18 protein-coding genes and 1 pseudogene are annotated in these 12,912 nt (G+C 64.3%); 15 read left to right on the forward strand and 4 right to left on the reverse strand.

Going from position 1 to position 12,912, the window contains the following annotated elements; translation table 11 throughout:
• The first annotated feature begins 84 nt into the window (after window positions 1-84).
• The 6 genes from J3489_RS28265 to J3489_RS28290 all read left to right on the forward strand — a co-directional run bounded on the left by J3489_RS28265 (window position 85) and on the right by J3489_RS28290 (window position 2,749).
• Window positions 85-567, forward strand: coding sequence for a head completion/stabilization protein (locus J3489_RS28265; RefSeq protein WP_207003869.1), 483 nt, complete (start codon window positions 85-87; stop codon window positions 565-567).
• 2 nt (window positions 568-569) lie between these two features.
• Window positions 570-776 (forward strand): tail protein X, encoded by a 207-nt coding sequence (locus J3489_RS28270; protein ID WP_207003982.1) that lies wholly within the window; start codon window positions 570-572, stop codon window positions 774-776.
• 16 nt (window positions 777-792) lie between these two features.
• Complete coding sequence (locus J3489_RS28275; RefSeq protein ID WP_207003871.1) at window positions 793-1,137, forward strand: putative holin; 345 nt, start codon at window positions 793-795, stop codon at window positions 1,135-1,137.
• Window position 1,138: 1 nt separating this feature from the next.
• Complete coding sequence (locus J3489_RS28280) at window positions 1,139-1,405, forward strand: phage holin family protein (RefSeq protein ID WP_207003873.1); 267 nt, start codon at window positions 1,139-1,141, stop codon at window positions 1,403-1,405.
• Window positions 1,406-1,408: 3 nt separating this feature from the next.
• On the forward strand, window positions 1,409-2,227 hold the full coding sequence (locus tag J3489_RS28285; protein WP_207003875.1) for an N-acetylmuramidase domain-containing protein: 819 nt from the start codon (window positions 1,409-1,411) through the stop codon (window positions 2,225-2,227).
• A gap of 72 nt (window positions 2,228-2,299) precedes the next feature.
• Window positions 2,300-2,749 carry a phage tail protein gene (locus tag J3489_RS28290; protein WP_207003877.1) on the forward strand — a complete coding sequence of 150 codons (450 nt, stop codon included), beginning with the start codon at window positions 2,300-2,302 and terminating at the stop codon, window positions 2,747-2,749.
• 28 nt (window positions 2,750-2,777) lie between these two features.
• Here the strand turns inward: J3489_RS28290 and J3489_RS28295 are convergent, their stop codons facing one another.
• Complete coding sequence (locus tag J3489_RS28295; protein ID WP_207003878.1) at window positions 2,778-3,206, reverse strand: hypothetical protein; 429 nt, start codon at window positions 3,204-3,206, stop codon at window positions 2,778-2,780.
• Between the two features lie 278 nt (window positions 3,207-3,484).
• On the opposite strand from J3489_RS28295, the gene J3489_RS28300 reads away from it, so the two are divergent.
• Entirely contained in the window at window positions 3,485-3,955 is a 471-nt protein-coding gene (locus J3489_RS28300) for a phage virion morphogenesis protein (protein WP_207003881.1), read from the forward strand.
• Window positions 3,956-4,258: 303 nt separating this feature from the next.
• On the opposite strand, the gene J3489_RS28305 is transcribed toward J3489_RS28300, so the two are convergent.
• The 3 genes and pseudogenes from J3489_RS28305 to J3489_RS28315 all read right to left on the reverse strand — a co-directional run bounded on the left by J3489_RS28305 (window position 4,259) and on the right by J3489_RS28315 (window position 6,186).
• Window positions 4,259-4,792 (reverse strand): DUF5384 family protein, encoded by a 534-nt coding sequence (locus J3489_RS28305; protein WP_207003882.1) that lies wholly within the window; start codon window positions 4,790-4,792, stop codon window positions 4,259-4,261.
• Between the two features lie 3 nt (window positions 4,793-4,795).
• The gene (locus J3489_RS28310) at window positions 4,796-5,320 is read right to left on the reverse strand and encodes a hypothetical protein (RefSeq protein WP_207003884.1); all 525 of its coding nucleotides are present in this window, start codon (window positions 5,318-5,320) and stop codon (window positions 4,796-4,798) included.
• 205 nt (window positions 5,321-5,525) lie between these two features.
• Window positions 5,526-6,186 (reverse strand): annotated as a pseudogene (locus tag J3489_RS28315) (DNA-methyltransferase).
• A 256-nt stretch (window positions 6,187-6,442) separates the two neighbouring features.
• Here J3489_RS28315 and J3489_RS28320 point away from each other — a divergent pair.
• The 8 genes from J3489_RS28320 to J3489_RS28355 all read left to right on the forward strand — a co-directional run bounded on the left by J3489_RS28320 (window position 6,443) and on the right by J3489_RS28355 (window position 12,903).
• Window positions 6,443-7,138: a phage baseplate assembly protein V gene (locus J3489_RS28320; protein WP_207003886.1), complete on the forward strand. Its 696-nt coding sequence runs from the start codon at window positions 6,443-6,445 to the stop codon at window positions 7,136-7,138.
• Window positions 7,135-7,494, forward strand: a complete 360-nt coding sequence (locus J3489_RS28325) for a GPW/gp25 family protein (RefSeq protein ID WP_207003888.1) — start codon at window positions 7,135-7,137, stop codon at window positions 7,492-7,494. Before J3489_RS28320 ends, J3489_RS28325 begins: the two co-directional genes overlap by 4 nt.
• The gene (locus J3489_RS28330) at window positions 7,491-8,396 is read left to right on the forward strand and encodes a baseplate J/gp47 family protein (RefSeq protein ID WP_207003890.1); all 906 of its coding nucleotides are present in this window, start codon (window positions 7,491-7,493) and stop codon (window positions 8,394-8,396) included. The genes J3489_RS28325 and J3489_RS28330 overlap by 4 nt, the downstream gene beginning before the upstream one ends.
• Entirely contained in the window at window positions 8,389-8,931 is a 543-nt protein-coding gene (locus tag J3489_RS28335) for a phage tail protein I (protein ID WP_207003893.1), read from the forward strand. The genes J3489_RS28330 and J3489_RS28335 overlap by 8 nt, the downstream gene beginning before the upstream one ends.
• A gap of 2 nt (window positions 8,932-8,933) precedes the next feature.
• Window positions 8,934-10,253: a phage tail protein gene (locus J3489_RS28340; RefSeq protein WP_207003902.1), complete on the forward strand. Its 1,320-nt coding sequence runs from the start codon at window positions 8,934-8,936 to the stop codon at window positions 10,251-10,253.
• An 11-nt stretch (window positions 10,254-10,264) separates the two neighbouring features.
• Window positions 10,265-11,125, forward strand: coding sequence for a tail fiber assembly protein (locus tag J3489_RS28345; protein WP_242540381.1), 861 nt, complete (start codon window positions 10,265-10,267; stop codon window positions 11,123-11,125).
• 67 nt (window positions 11,126-11,192) lie between these two features.
• On the forward strand, window positions 11,193-12,365 hold the full coding sequence (locus J3489_RS28350; RefSeq protein ID WP_207003903.1) for a phage tail sheath protein: 1,173 nt from the start codon (window positions 11,193-11,195) through the stop codon (window positions 12,363-12,365).
• A 28-nt stretch (window positions 12,366-12,393) separates the two neighbouring features.
• Window positions 12,394-12,903, forward strand: a complete 510-nt coding sequence (locus tag J3489_RS28355; protein WP_207003904.1) for a phage major tail tube protein — start codon at window positions 12,394-12,396, stop codon at window positions 12,901-12,903.
• Window positions 12,904-12,912 lie beyond the last annotated feature (9 nt).

Consider the following 12,912-nt stretch of genomic DNA (forward strand, 5'->3'; position numbering starts at 1 on the left):
GCGGCACCGGCGTTCATTCCCCACACCTGACGGCAACGGGATTCGAACGCCGGTCCACCGCCACCTCTTCACCGCCTCGACACCATGAGCAGCTTCATTGCGACCGCTGATCCGACCGTGCCGGCCTCGCCGGCCGACGCCGCGACCGTCACGAACGACGGCTGGTTTCCCGACATCGACCTGACCGACCTGCGCGATGCGATGCGGCTCGACGGCACGGTGACACAGGAGCGCCTGCGTCTGGCCGCCGTCGATGCGATCGCGAGCGTCAACAACGAGCTGCGGGCGTGGCAATCCGCCCAACGTGCGGCAGGCCGTGCGGCTTTGGCGAGCGTCCCGGCGCCACAGCTCGGCGGTGTAAGCACGCACGTGCTGCGCTACCGCCGCGCGGTCTACAACCTGACGCGCGCCGACCTGACCGAGCAGTACCGCGCCTATGACGCCACGAGATCTGGAGGCCAGCATGCCGAAGACCTCGAGGCGACGATCTGCGAGTCGCGCCGAAACGTCCGCTGGGCGCTGAACGATCTGCGCGGCATCGCGCGCTCGACGATCGAGCTGATTTGACCATGATCGTCCGCGCACTTCAGGGTGACACCGTCGACGCGTTGTGCTGGCGTCACTACGGCCGCACCGACGGCACCGTCGAGGCGGTGCTGGAGGCGAACGCGGGCCTCGCCGACATGGGCGTCGTGCTGCCCGTCGGCACGCCCATCTACCTGCCGGCACTCGAGAACGTGACAAGCACGAAGCCGCTGCTGCAACTGTTTGACTGACCTGGGAGCCGCCTAGATGGCCGAACCGAACACCACCACCGCCGCGGCGCTGTCAGCCGCGATCGGCCTCGCGGCCCTCGCGCCCGGCATCGACGGCAATGCGCTGATCGGCGCCTTCACGGGCGCGGCACTCGTCGTCGTCACCTCGAGGGACATCGGCGTCGTTCGGCGCGCAGCCTACATGCTGATTTCGCTCGTGATGGGCTATCTCGCCGCACCCGAAATCGTCGACGCCACGCCGATCCACTCGACAGGCGTCGCGGCGTTCTTCGCGGCCGCGCTCGTGATCACCGTGACGCTGCAGCTCATCGAGCGAATCAAATCGATCGACCTGCTCGCGTGGTTGAAGAAAGGGAGCTGACATGCATGTCTCGTTCGCACTGATCGCGCTCGCCGCGCACCTCGCGGCACTCGTGCGCGTGCTCACCTACCAGAGAAACGGCGCGCGCCACCGCCGCCACGTGTCGTGGATCGCCTGGGCACTCGTCACCGTGATGGGCGGCTCGTCAATCGAGCTGGCGCTGCGCGCGCCGCGGGTCGATTTTTTTGAGGCGGCCACCGCAGTGTTGCTTGCCCTGTTCGTGTACGGCGTGCGCGGCAACGTCGCGCGCCTTCTCCGGAGTGAATGACTGATGAAAACCCATCGCCTCGGCGACTACGGCGACGACGTCGGCCTGCTGCAGCGCCGGCTCGGCCGCGCGGGCTTCCCGCTCGACGTGACGCACCTCTACGACGACGCCACCGAAGCGACCGTCATCGCCTTCCAGCGGAGGACCGGCCTCGTCGACGACGGGATCGCCGGCCCAAAGACCTACGCCGCGCTCGCCACCGGCCGACGCGATTCCAAGCACCTGAGTGCCGCCGACCTCGAGCTCGCCGCGCAAACGCTCGGCGTTCCCGTGGCCTGCGTGCGCGCCGTGAACGAGGTCGAATCGCGCGGCTCGGGCTTTCTGCCGGACGGGCGCCCCGCCATCCTGTTCGAGCGGCACGTCTTCTGGAAGCGCCTGAAAGCGCGCGGCATCGATCCCGCGCCGCTCGCGGCGAAGTATCCGATCATCGTTTCGCAGACGCACGGCGGCTACCAGGGCGGCGCCGCCGAGTACACGCGGCTCGCCGCGGCCGAGCTGATCGACGCCAGCGCGACGTGGGAGTCGGCGAGCTGGGGCGCGTTTCAGGTGATGGGCTACCACTGGGAGCGCCTCGGCTACGCGAGCGTCGACGACTTCGTCGCGCGCATGGAGAGCGGCGAAGTCGACCACCTCGACGCGTTCGTGCGGTACGTCGCGGCCGATACGGCGCTCGCCGCGGCACTCAAGGGGCGGAAGTGGGCCGCGTTCGCCAAGGGCTACAACGGCCCGGATTACGCGGCGAATCTCTACGACGTCAAGCTGGCGCGCGCGTATGACCGATACACCGCGCTCGCGACGGCAACCACGGCGGCCGTCGCATGAAGGGGCTTGCTCCGAAGCTGATCGCAGCGCGCCAGGCGAAGGCTCAGCCGGCCGTTGCCGGAGAACGCATTCATGATTAAGCCCGCCAGCCTGCGGCGTGCGCTCGTCGCCGCGATCCCGTCGCTCGAAGCGGAACCCGACAAGCTGTCCGTGTTCATCGACCAGGGCTCGATCGCCGCGACCGGCACACGCTCGCTGTCATTCGAATACCGGTACATGGTGCACGCGCTCGTGTTGGATTTCGCGGGTGACGCCGACACCGTGTTCGTCGCCCTGGTCGAATGGGCGCGCGCGAATCAGCCCGACCTCGTGACGAACCCGGACGAGCGCGATCACGGCATGACGTTCGAAGTCGACATCCTCAACCACGCGACGGCGGACCTGTCGATCAAGCTGCGGCTCACGGAAAGCGTTGCCGTTTCGATCGGGCCGGACGGAACGCGCGTCATCGAGCATGTCGACGACACGCAGGTCGACGCAGCCAACACCCTGACGTGGGTAAGCCAACCGAGAGGGGCGTGAAAGTCCAAAGAGCGCGGCGAAGCCGGGCTTAGCTTGCCATCGTCTTTACGCCGATGGAGATGAGTTCACGCACCGCCGTTTGTAGCAAATCTTTTGCTGAGCCCTTGGCGGCATTCACCATGCGTTCGCCGAGAGGTTGCGGATTGTTGAGCGAGTCCGGCACGGCATTCAGCGCTTCGAGTCCCTTCGGCGTGAGAACGCAGTCGCTAAAGGCGTGCTGTGTCTCAGACCCAGAAATGTAACCGGCTGACCGCAGCCAGCTTACGGTGTGCATGAAGAAGCCCGCCTCGGGCGTCAATTCGGCTCCTGTGAAGCCTGTTGGATCGAGAACCGCACTCTCGCCACCGTCAATGAATTGTCCGGGCAACAGCGGGCGCGGTGTGGGGAACACTTCGTAGAGAGCGGCCAGTACCTGGCCTGCATAGTCGTTAAACCGTTCGATGTTGGAGAGTGTCATGAGCAGCCCGTCCATGAAGGAAAGGACCGATCATATCCAAACCATTTCGACTGCCGTCCGATGGCAGGTTCGCCGGGACATGGACGCGGTGAGGGCGCGCTCCTTCTGGCTTGCGCTACTGGAAAAAGTGCCGTCCGACGTCGTTGCGGAGGCACTCGCGATGGCATTGGGGAGTGGATCGTATCAGGAAGTGCCGGTATGTCAGTGCTGCACTACCGGTTACGTTCGCTGCGCGCGCCGGTGAAGAATATATGGTGTCCCCAGTAACTGGCAGCGGGATGGAAGCCCTTGAAACGTGGGCCGGCTCGCTGCTTGCGCAGCTTTCGCCCGCCGGCCGCCGCGCGGCAATGCGGGACATCGCGCGCGAGCTGCGCCGCAGTCAGCAAACGCGCATCGTCGCGCAGAAGAATCCTGCCGACAGCGCATACGAGCCGCGCAAGGCGAAGGCTGGCGCGAAGAAGCTGCGCGACAAGCGCGGGCGGCTCAAGCGAACCGCGATGTTCATGAAGCTGCGCACGACGCGCTGGATGAAGATCGAAGCCACCGACAGGGAGCTGGCGATCGGCTTCGCGGGGCGCGTCGCCCGCATGGCGCGCGTGCATCAGTTTGGCGAGAAAGCCCTCGTCTCCTCAAGTGGGCCGGAATACCGCTATCCCGCGCGCGTGCTGCTCGGCTTGACGGACACTGAGCGCGAAATGGTCCGAGACCGGCTGCTGAGGCACGTCACGGAAATGATCGGACCGCAATGAAATAGAGCCGTACGGCTATCTGCCGCTGCGGCTGTTCGACACGTAGGCAAGGGCCTTAGTCGGCCAGATCCGGCCGTCTGCGTACGCAACTGGGAGGACGTTCAAACGACGATTCCACACGGACAGCAGACGCTCGCTCCGGCGATGACAGGCGTCGCTTAGTCGACTCGTCTGCGGCATTTGTTGGGGCGCGCCCGGAAATGGAAAGCCCGCGCAGGGCGGGCTCGGTCAAGCTCAATAAAAAATCGGCAGCTGTTGAAACTGGCAGATGTAGCCGAAGAATTCATGTCGGCACTGAGCCGACTAATTGAACCAACCTGAAGCTTTCTTCACTTCGGCGGTGCCAGTGTCCTGCAAAAGCGTCTTCTGCCCTTGCGAAATATTCCGGTTGGCATCCGCCTTCGACTGAACTAGATCAGTCTCGGCCGTATCGCGCTTAAGCTGCTGATCGATCAGCTCATTTTCGCGGTTGACTTGCGTTTGTCGCGCCTGCAGTTCCAGCTTCTTTTGCTGCAGTTCAAGCTCTTTGAGTTGATCTTGATACGCCTCATCGTTTGCTTCGCGTGCTTGACGGGCCGCAGCAATACGATCCTGTCTCGCCTGCTCCCGTGCCCGAGCATCGGCTGCGGCACGAGCCTGTTGCGCGGCAGCGCGTTGTTGTGCGAGCTGTTGCTGTCGGTATTGTTCCTCTCTGGCAGCTTCCGCTTCAGCCTCTTGCTGTTTTTGTTGCGAAACCGCCGAGTTTACTGCGCCAATCTGATCGCTCAAATTTGTCTGGGCAAGCACTGCCGACGAGCCAAACAGCAATGCGGCCCCTATGAATCTGAAATGGCGCATTTGTTACCCCTGTTTCTGTGCCGGAGGTGGGCAAACGGCATTGGGCTGTATGCGAGTCTCGTTTGGTCCGGACGATACGATGATTGCGGTACCGGGCTGAAATTGACAGAGCTGCCCAACTTGCGCCGAGTTATAAACCTTGCCTTCCTGCTTGTAAGCGATCGATACGCCGTCCACCAAGACAGTTCCCGGTACCAACGATCCTAGCGCTGCGCCTGCTACGCCACCGCCTGCGGCACCGAGCACAGTGTTTTGCTGGTGATAGTGGCCGACGTTTGCTCCAGCCACGCCGCCAGCTAGGGCCCCGAGTACGCCACCCGCAATTGCGGCCGCGCGCTGGTTCTGCGCGTTGCTGACTTGAACTTTTGCCGGCAGCACCGCCAGGATCTGGACGGTTGCAGCTTCCTGCCTGGTATTCACTTGTCCGGCGTTATAAACGTTAGCACCGTATTCCTGACCGGGGGTCTGGCACCCCGCCAAACCAGCCATCAGTGCCACAACCCCGACTACCCCGATTGCTTTCTTCATTTTTGGTATTCCCCGTAAAAAATGTAATTTTTTGAAACCTTTTGTGAGTTTTTGTATTCTCAGACAAAAAACACAACTTCGCAACGGCATCGATGCGCGCTTGGACTTTTAAAGCTGCCAACAACGAAGCGCTCGGTCGAAGGGCGGGAACGGGTCGGCAAGCGACCCTCGTTCCCCCCGCAGATAGACGAAGAGCTTTTCTCGGTCAGGCGGCCTGAAGGGACGGCGTGTCAGCGCTGTGTAACCGCTCCGTTGCCACGCCGTAATACACATCGTTTGCTTCACACCCCACCCAGCGCAGCCCGGCATCTTTCGCAGCAACGAGGAACGTGCCCGATCCAGCGAATAGATCGCACACAACCCCGCCTTTCGGCACGAGCCGCACGACCTCGCGCGCCAGCTCGAGCGGCTTTTCGGTCAGGTGTTTCTTCGGCAGTTGCAGCGCGCATGGGAATTCCCCCCGGCAGGTAGATGTCGTTCGCTTTCACCGCCCCTTTGCTTGCCCATACGATGAATTCGGCCTGCTGCTTGAAGCCGCCGCGGCGCGGCCGTGCGCGGCTCGGCGTTTTATCCCATACAGCGATCCCGCGCTGAATGAAGCCGGCCGCCTGAATCACGTCAGTCAGCGTTGGCAACTGTCGCCAGTCGATGAAGCACACCAGTAGCCCACCTGGTTTCAACGCCCGACGTCCTTCGGCCAGCCACGCGTGACACCAGAACGCCCACGAGCGCTGGTCCATGTTGTCCGACTCGAAATCCTCATACACCGTCTTCGTGTTGGTATTGATGTATTTCTGCATCGTCGACTGCGCGCGCGTGCTGGCGTGCAGCCCACCCGATGAGTATGGGGGATCAGTAAAGAGCATGTCGATCGATTGATCGGGCAGCGTCCGAGCGAATTGCAGCGCGTCGGTGCGATGCAGACGATTGAGCAATGGCGCGATGTCGGGCGATGGCGAGTTCGGGCGAGTCCTATCGGTCATGTTTCAAATGCGTTTCGAGTAAGAGGCCCGCGATTGTCTGCTCGCGGCCCCGCGCTTCGCACGCCTGAAGCGATGTAGTTCGCGTCGGCACATAAGCGAGAGCTCGCATCGCGCGCGTGCGGTGGGCAACATGCCCGGCATGGACGCAAATGAAATTCAACGGCAGGCACGCAACGCGGTGCGCAAGGGATCGATCCTCGATATCGACCATGCGGCCGCGTTGTGTCGCGTGTCGGTGGGCGACCCCGACGACGACAACGGCCACCTCGAAACGAACTGGATTCCGTGGATCGCAACGGCCGCCGGCACGACCCGCGAATGGTTGCCCCCGACCAAGGGCGAGCAGGTCGTATTGCTCTGCCCCATGGGCGATCCGGCGCAAGGCGTCGCACTGCGCGGCATCTTTTCGGACGAAGCGCCGGCGCCGAGCGAGAGCCCCGACGCACACACGCGCGTCTATCCCGATGGCGCGCGCATCGAATACGAGCACGCCACGCATTCCCTCACAGCTGAACTACCCGCCGGCGCGACGGTGCTGATCGTCGCGCCAGGCTCGGTCACAGTGCAGACGAAGGACGCCACGGTGACGGCAGATAACGTCACGCTCGACGCCGAGCTAACCACCTGCACCGGCGGCCTGCTCGTCAAAGGCCCTTTCGCCTTCGAATCCGGCATGACCGGCAAAGGTGGCAAGGGCGGTGCCACGATGAAGATCAACGGCGGCGCCGAGTTCTCGCAGGACGTGATCGCCGCGGGCGTGAGCGTGTCGCAGCACCCGCACGTGGCGCAGGGCGCCAACGCGCAAACCAGTAAGCCGATCGCGGGGGCAGCATGAAGGGCATGAGCGCCACGACCGGCCGCACCATCAGCGGCCTCGAGCACCTGTATCAGTCCATCGGGCAGATACTGACCACGCCGCTCGCGACGCGCATCAAGCGCCGCCCGTTCGGCTCGAACGTGCCTGACCTAGTCGACGCGCCGAACAATGGCACCACGCGCACGCGCCTATACGCGGCGATCGCCACGGCCTTGATGCGCTGGGAGCCGCGCCTGACGCTCACGCGCGTGCTGCTGTCGACCGAAACGAGCGAGACCGGTCAGGGCGTGCAGGTCGTCGATATCGAGGGGATGACTAGCGAATCCGGCGAGCCGGTGTCCACGCGTGTTCGCCTCACGGGCGGTGCCGCATGAGCGCGACGCCAATCGATCTCTCCCAGCTGCCGTCGCCCGATATCGTCGAGACGATCGACTACGAAACGCTGCTCGCCGAGCGCAAGGCGCGACTCGTGTCGCTCTATCCGATCGACGACCAGGCCGAAATCGCCGCGACGCTCGAGCTCGAATCCGAACCGATGGCGAAGCTCCTGCAGGAGAACGCCTATCGCGAAGTCCTGCTGCGCCAGCTCATCAACGACAAGGCCCGCGGCATCCTGCTTGCATACGCGCGCGGCACGACGCTCGAACACATCGCTGCGCTATTCGACGTGGAGCGTCTCGTCATCTCCGCGGGCGATCCCGAGAACGGCGTTGATCCGGTCTACGAAGACGACGAGAGCCTGCGCGAACGCGTGCAGCTCGCACCACGCGGTTTCTCTGTTGCCGGCCCGAACGAGGCGTACGTGTTTCACGCGCGAGGCGCAGACGGTCGCGTGCTGTCCGCGTCGGCGTATAGCCCGGAACCGTGCGTGATGGTTGTCACTGTGCTGTCGCGGGAAGGCGACGGCACCGCGAGCGAAGAGCTGATCAAGATTGTGAAGAAAGCGCTCGAAGGCGTGCGCCCGCAGGCCGACGAAGTGATCGTGCAGAGCGCGAATGTCGTGCGCTACGCGATTCGCGCGACGCTGCGCTTCTTCTCCGGTCCGGATCGCGCCGTTGCGCTCGCGGAAGCGAACAAACGCACCGCGAAGTTCACGGCCGACATGCACCGCATCGGCATGGAAGTGACGGTCGATGGGCTGCACTCGGCAATGCGCGTCGCGGGCGTGCAGAAGGTGCTGCTCGACTCACCGGCCGGCGGCGTCGCCGTAACGGCTGAGCAGGCGCCGTATTGCATTGGGATCGAGCTGATCGACGGCGGGGTGGCGAATGAATAGCTTGCTGCCTCCGAACGCGACCGTGCTCGAACGGCGACTCGCGCAGGCCAACGCCGGCGTCAGCGACATCCCGGTCGACATCGGCACGCTGATGAACCCGGACGACATCCCGCTGCCGTTCCTGCCGTGGCTCGCCTGGCACGTCGGCGTCGAGACCTGGAAGGACTACTGGCCCGAGCAGGTGAAGCGCGCACGCGTGAAGACGGCGATCCGCATCGCGCGCATCAAGGGCACAGCCGAAGCCGTGCGCCAGGTGTGCACGTCATTCGGCGCAAACGTCGCGATGCGCGAGTGGTTCGAGATGACGCCACGCGGCAGGCCCGGCACGTTCGAAATCCTGCTGACGGTCGGCGCGCGCGACGGCGTGCCGGCCACCGTCGAATACGTCGCCGACATCCGCGCCGAAGTCGATCGAGCGAAGCGCGGCACCGCGCACTACACCTTCAAGCAGGGCTATGACGCGACCGGCGCGCAGCGCATCGGCGCCGGCGCACGCGCCGCGGTCTATCGCCGCCTGTCCCTCTCGGATACCTGAACATGGCTGGAAACCTGATTCAAATCACCGACGCCGGCCGCGCAGCGCTCGTCGACGCGGGCAACACCGGCACCGTCGCGCGCCGTGTCGTCGAAATCGGCATCGGCACCGCGGGGTTCGCGTTCGACAAGGGCATGAAGACCCTGCCGAACGAGCGCAAGCGCGTGACCACGTTCGGCGGCGAAAACGTCGCCCCGGACACCATACACGTCGTCATCCAGGACGACTCAGACGACCAGTATTCGCTCTACGCGTACGGCCTGTACCTGGACAACGGCGTGCTGTTCGGCGTCTATGTGCAGAACACGCCGATTCTCGAAAAATCGCCGGCGGCCACGCTGCTGCTGGCGAGTGACGTCGTGTTCGCGTCGATCGATGCCGCGCTGCTTCAGCTCGGGCCCGCAACGTTCCTGAATCCGCCGGCGACGATCGCGCGTCAGGGGGTCGTCGAGCTGGCAACGCAGGCCGAAGTCGACGCGGGAATCGACGATGCGCGCGCGATCACGCCGAAGACCGCGGCAAAGCGCTACGCGGCGCTTGCGGGCGCCGCATTCGTCGGGCCGGTGAGCTTCGCCGCCTCCGCGACCGCTATCACGCCACCGGCCGGCGACTCCTCGAAACAGGTCGCAACCACCGAGTTTGTCGTCGCCGCCATCGTCTCCGCGACGATCGGACAAATCGTCATGGAAGCACGCACGAGTGCACGCGCGGGCTTCTTGAAGCTGAACGGCGCCTTGCTCAACCGCGCCGACTATCCGGCACTTTGGGCCTACGCACAGGCGAGCGGCGCGCTCGTCACCGACACGACCTGGTCAGCGAACAATTGGGGATGCTTCTCCAGCGGCGACGGCGCGACGACCTTTCGACTGCCTGAGCTGCGCGGCGAATTCCTGCGCTGTTGGGATGACGGGCGCGGCGCAGACTCCGGCCGAGGCATCGGTACCTTTCAAGCCTCGCAGAATCTGAACCACGGCCACGGGGCCAGCTCGTCGACCGCTGGCGATCACATACACAGCGCATGGACGGACGGACAGGGCTGGCACGGCCACGGCGTCGGCGATCCAGGCCACGAGCACACGATCGACACAGGACACGGCGGGGGCGTAAACGGCCAAGTCAACATCAACGGCGGTAGCGCAGGAACGCGGCAAGCAAGACGGGCTTGGACCGGCATCTCCATTGCTGGCGACGGTTACCACGGCCACAACGTCGGCATCGGCTCGACCGGCGCACACGGCCACGCGATCACCATCAACAACGACGGCGGCGACGAAGCGCGACCGCGAAACGTCGCACTGCTCGCGCTGATTCGCGCTTACTGAGGATATCGAACATGCTCATTCACCAATACGACGCCTTGACGGGCCAATACATTTCGAGCCGACTGGCCGACTCCGACCCGCGCAACCTCGACTGCTGGCTCGTGCCCGCATTCAGTACGGTCGACGAGCTGCCGGCACGCACGCCGCTTACATGGCCGTTCTACCTCAACGGCGCATGGAAGCTGCTGCCTGACTATCGCGGCCGGATGCTGTATCGCCAAGACAACGGCGAGGCGGCCGAAATTCTCGTCGCCGGTATGACGCCGCCCGATGCCGGCCTGACGGAAACACCGCGCCCCTCGGCGGAGCACGTTTGGCACGATGGCGCATGGGTGATCGACCCGGCCGTTGTCGCGCAGAACGTCCGCGCGAGCGCGATGGCCGAGTTTGAAAAGCGCCTGGCGCACGCACGCGACATGAACGCCGGCAAGGCCGACGCGCTCGCGGCAGGGCTGCTCACGCCCGAAGAAGCCTATTACTTCCGCGCGTGGTCGACGTATCAGCTCGACCTTGTGCGTGCGATCCAGCGCGACGGGTTCCCCGAAACCGTGACGTGGCCGGCCGAGCCGATTTCGTTCGACGAAGCAATGGCCCCCGTAATGGCCGAATTCAATGCGCGCATGGCGAAGGCGAGGACCTTCACGGACGGCAAGGCCGAGGCCTATGCGGCCGGCACGCTATCGGACCGGAAAGCCTACGAATACTGCGTGTGGAGCGACTACGAGACCGCGCTTTCGCTCGCGCTCGAGCGCGACCCGCTGCCGGCCGTGCGCTGGCCGGCCGAGCCGCAACCCTATCCACTGCCCGCAGACTCGGAAATTGCCGACGAGTCCCCGGCCGAGAGCGCGCCGGATACCTCGGCCTCCGCGTAACGCCGCAAGCGTCGCGAGCTGCAACCCGCCTTCTTCACTGTCTTACTGCCCCTAACGAGGATCACACATGGCAACTGACTATCACCACGGCGTGCGCGTGTTGGAAATCAACGAAGGCACGCGCCCGATTCGCACCGTGTCGACGGCGATCGTCGGCGTCGTTTGCACGGCCGACGATGCCGACGCTACCGCGTTCCCGCTCGATACGCCGGTGCTGCTGACCAACGTCGTCGCCGCGCTTGGCAAGGCCGGCACGAAGGGCACGTTGCGCAAGACGCTCGATGCAATCGGCAAACAGACGAAGCCGGTCACGATCGTGGTGCGCGTCGCTGAAGGCAAGGAAGCCGCCGAAACCACGTCGAACGTGATTGGCACCGTGACCGCAGAAGGCAAGTACACCGGCATGAAAGCCCTGCTCACGGCGCAGGCCAGGCTCGGCGTGAAACCGCGCATTCTCGCCGCGCCCGGCCTCGACACGCAGGCCGTCGCCACCGCTTTCGCCACGCTCGCGCAATCGCTGCGTGGCTTCGCCTATGTGGCGGCGCACGGCTGCAAAACGAAGGAGGAGGCAGCCGCTTACCGCAAGCAATTCAGCCAGCGCGAAATCATGGTGATCTGGCCGGACTTCCTCGGCTGGGACGACGTGACCAGCTCGACCGTCGTCATCCCAGCGACGGCGATCGCCGCAGGCCTGCGCGCGAAGATCGATAACGATACCGGCTGGCACAAAACGCTCTCGAACGTTGGCGTGAACGGGGTCACGGGTATCAGCGCTGACGTGTTCTGGGATCTGCAGGACTCGGCGACCGACGCTGGATATCTGAACGAGCAGGACGTGACGACGCTCATCAACCGCGACGGCTATCGCTTCTGGGGCTCGCGCACCTGCTCGGCCGATCCGTTATTCGCGTTCGAGAACTACACGCGCACCGCGCAGGTGCTCGCCGACTCGATCGCCGAAGCGCAAATGCCGGTCGTCGACGGGCCGTTGAATCCCTCGCTCGCGCGCGACGTGATCGAAAGCATCAACGGCAAATTCCGCGAATGGATCTCGCAGGGCTATCTGATCGGCGGCTCGTCCTGGTTCGATCCGGAGCCAAACACCACTGACGTGCTGAAGTCCGGCAAAGCGTACCTCGACTACGACTACACGCCCGTACCGCCCCTTGAAAACCTGATGCTGCGCCAGCGCATCACCGATCGCTACCTCGCCGACTTTGCTGCGCGGGTCACCGCGTGAGCGGTCGGCCTAACTAGGAGCCACATACATGGGGATGCCTCGTAAACTGAAGGGATTCAACCTTTTCCAGAACGGCGAAAACTTCGTCGGCCAGGTCGCCGAAGTCACGCTGCCCAAGCTCACGCGCAAGATGGAGGACTACCAGGGCGGCGGCATGAGCGGCCCGATCAAGATCGACTTCGGCCAGGAGGGCATTCAGCTCGAATGGACGTGCGGCGGCTTCATGCGCGCGGTGCTTGCGCAATACGGCATCACGAAGCATGACGGCGTGCTGCTGCGCTTCGCCGGCGGCTACCAGTCCGAGGATTCGACCGGCGTCGACTCGATCGAAATCGTCATCAAGGGCCGGCACATGGAGATCGACCCCGGCACCGCCAAGACGAAGGAAGACACCGCGTTCAAGGTGACGACCGTCGCGAGCTACTACAAGCTCACGATCAACGGCGAGGACGTGATCGAAATCGACTTCATCAACATGGTCGAGAAGATCAACGGCAACGATCTGCTCGCCGCGCTGCGCACGGCGATCGGCCTGTAACGCTTCCCC

Origin of the sequence: Trinickia mobilis, from assembly GCF_017315705.1 — a bacterium.
GTDB lineage: Bacteria > Pseudomonadota > Gammaproteobacteria > Burkholderiales > Burkholderiaceae > Trinickia_A > Trinickia_A mobilis.

Coding starts and splice junctions, on each gene's coding strand:
- J3489_RS28265 (WP_207003869.1), top strand. CDS start 85: ATGAGCAGCTTCATTGCGACCGCTGATCCGACCGTGCCGGCCTCGCCG.
- J3489_RS28270 (WP_207003982.1), top strand. CDS start 570: ATGATCGTCCGCGCACTTCAGGGTGACACCGTCGACGCGTTGTGCTGG.
- J3489_RS28275 (WP_207003871.1), top strand. CDS start 793: ATGGCCGAACCGAACACCACCACCGCCGCGGCGCTGTCAGCCGCGATC.
- J3489_RS28280 (WP_207003873.1), top strand. CDS start 1,139: ATGCATGTCTCGTTCGCACTGATCGCGCTCGCCGCGCACCTCGCGGCA.
- J3489_RS28285 (WP_207003875.1), top strand. CDS start 1,409: ATGAAAACCCATCGCCTCGGCGACTACGGCGACGACGTCGGCCTGCTG.
- J3489_RS28290 (WP_207003877.1), top strand. CDS start 2,300: ATGATTAAGCCCGCCAGCCTGCGGCGTGCGCTCGTCGCCGCGATCCCG.
- J3489_RS28295 (WP_207003878.1), bottom strand. CDS start 3,206: ATGACACTCTCCAACATCGAACGGTTTAACGACTATGCAGGCCAGGTA.
- J3489_RS28300 (WP_207003881.1), top strand. CDS start 3,485: ATGGAAGCCCTTGAAACGTGGGCCGGCTCGCTGCTTGCGCAGCTTTCG.
- J3489_RS28305 (WP_207003882.1), bottom strand. CDS start 4,792: ATGCGCCATTTCAGATTCATAGGGGCCGCATTGCTGTTTGGCTCGTCG.
- J3489_RS28310 (WP_207003884.1), bottom strand. CDS start 5,320: ATGAAGAAAGCAATCGGGGTAGTCGGGGTTGTGGCACTGATGGCTGGT.
- J3489_RS28320 (WP_207003886.1), top strand. CDS start 6,443: ATGGACGCAAATGAAATTCAACGGCAGGCACGCAACGCGGTGCGCAAG.
- J3489_RS28325 (WP_207003888.1), top strand. CDS start 7,135: ATGAAGGGCATGAGCGCCACGACCGGCCGCACCATCAGCGGCCTCGAG.
- J3489_RS28330 (WP_207003890.1), top strand. CDS start 7,491: ATGAGCGCGACGCCAATCGATCTCTCCCAGCTGCCGTCGCCCGATATC.
- J3489_RS28335 (WP_207003893.1), top strand. CDS start 8,389: ATGAATAGCTTGCTGCCTCCGAACGCGACCGTGCTCGAACGGCGACTC.
- J3489_RS28340 (WP_207003902.1), top strand. CDS start 8,934: ATGGCTGGAAACCTGATTCAAATCACCGACGCCGGCCGCGCAGCGCTC.
- J3489_RS28345 (WP_242540381.1), top strand. CDS start 10,265: ATGCTCATTCACCAATACGACGCCTTGACGGGCCAATACATTTCGAGC.
- J3489_RS28350 (WP_207003903.1), top strand. CDS start 11,193: ATGGCAACTGACTATCACCACGGCGTGCGCGTGTTGGAAATCAACGAA.
- J3489_RS28355 (WP_207003904.1), top strand. CDS start 12,394: ATGGGGATGCCTCGTAAACTGAAGGGATTCAACCTTTTCCAGAACGGC.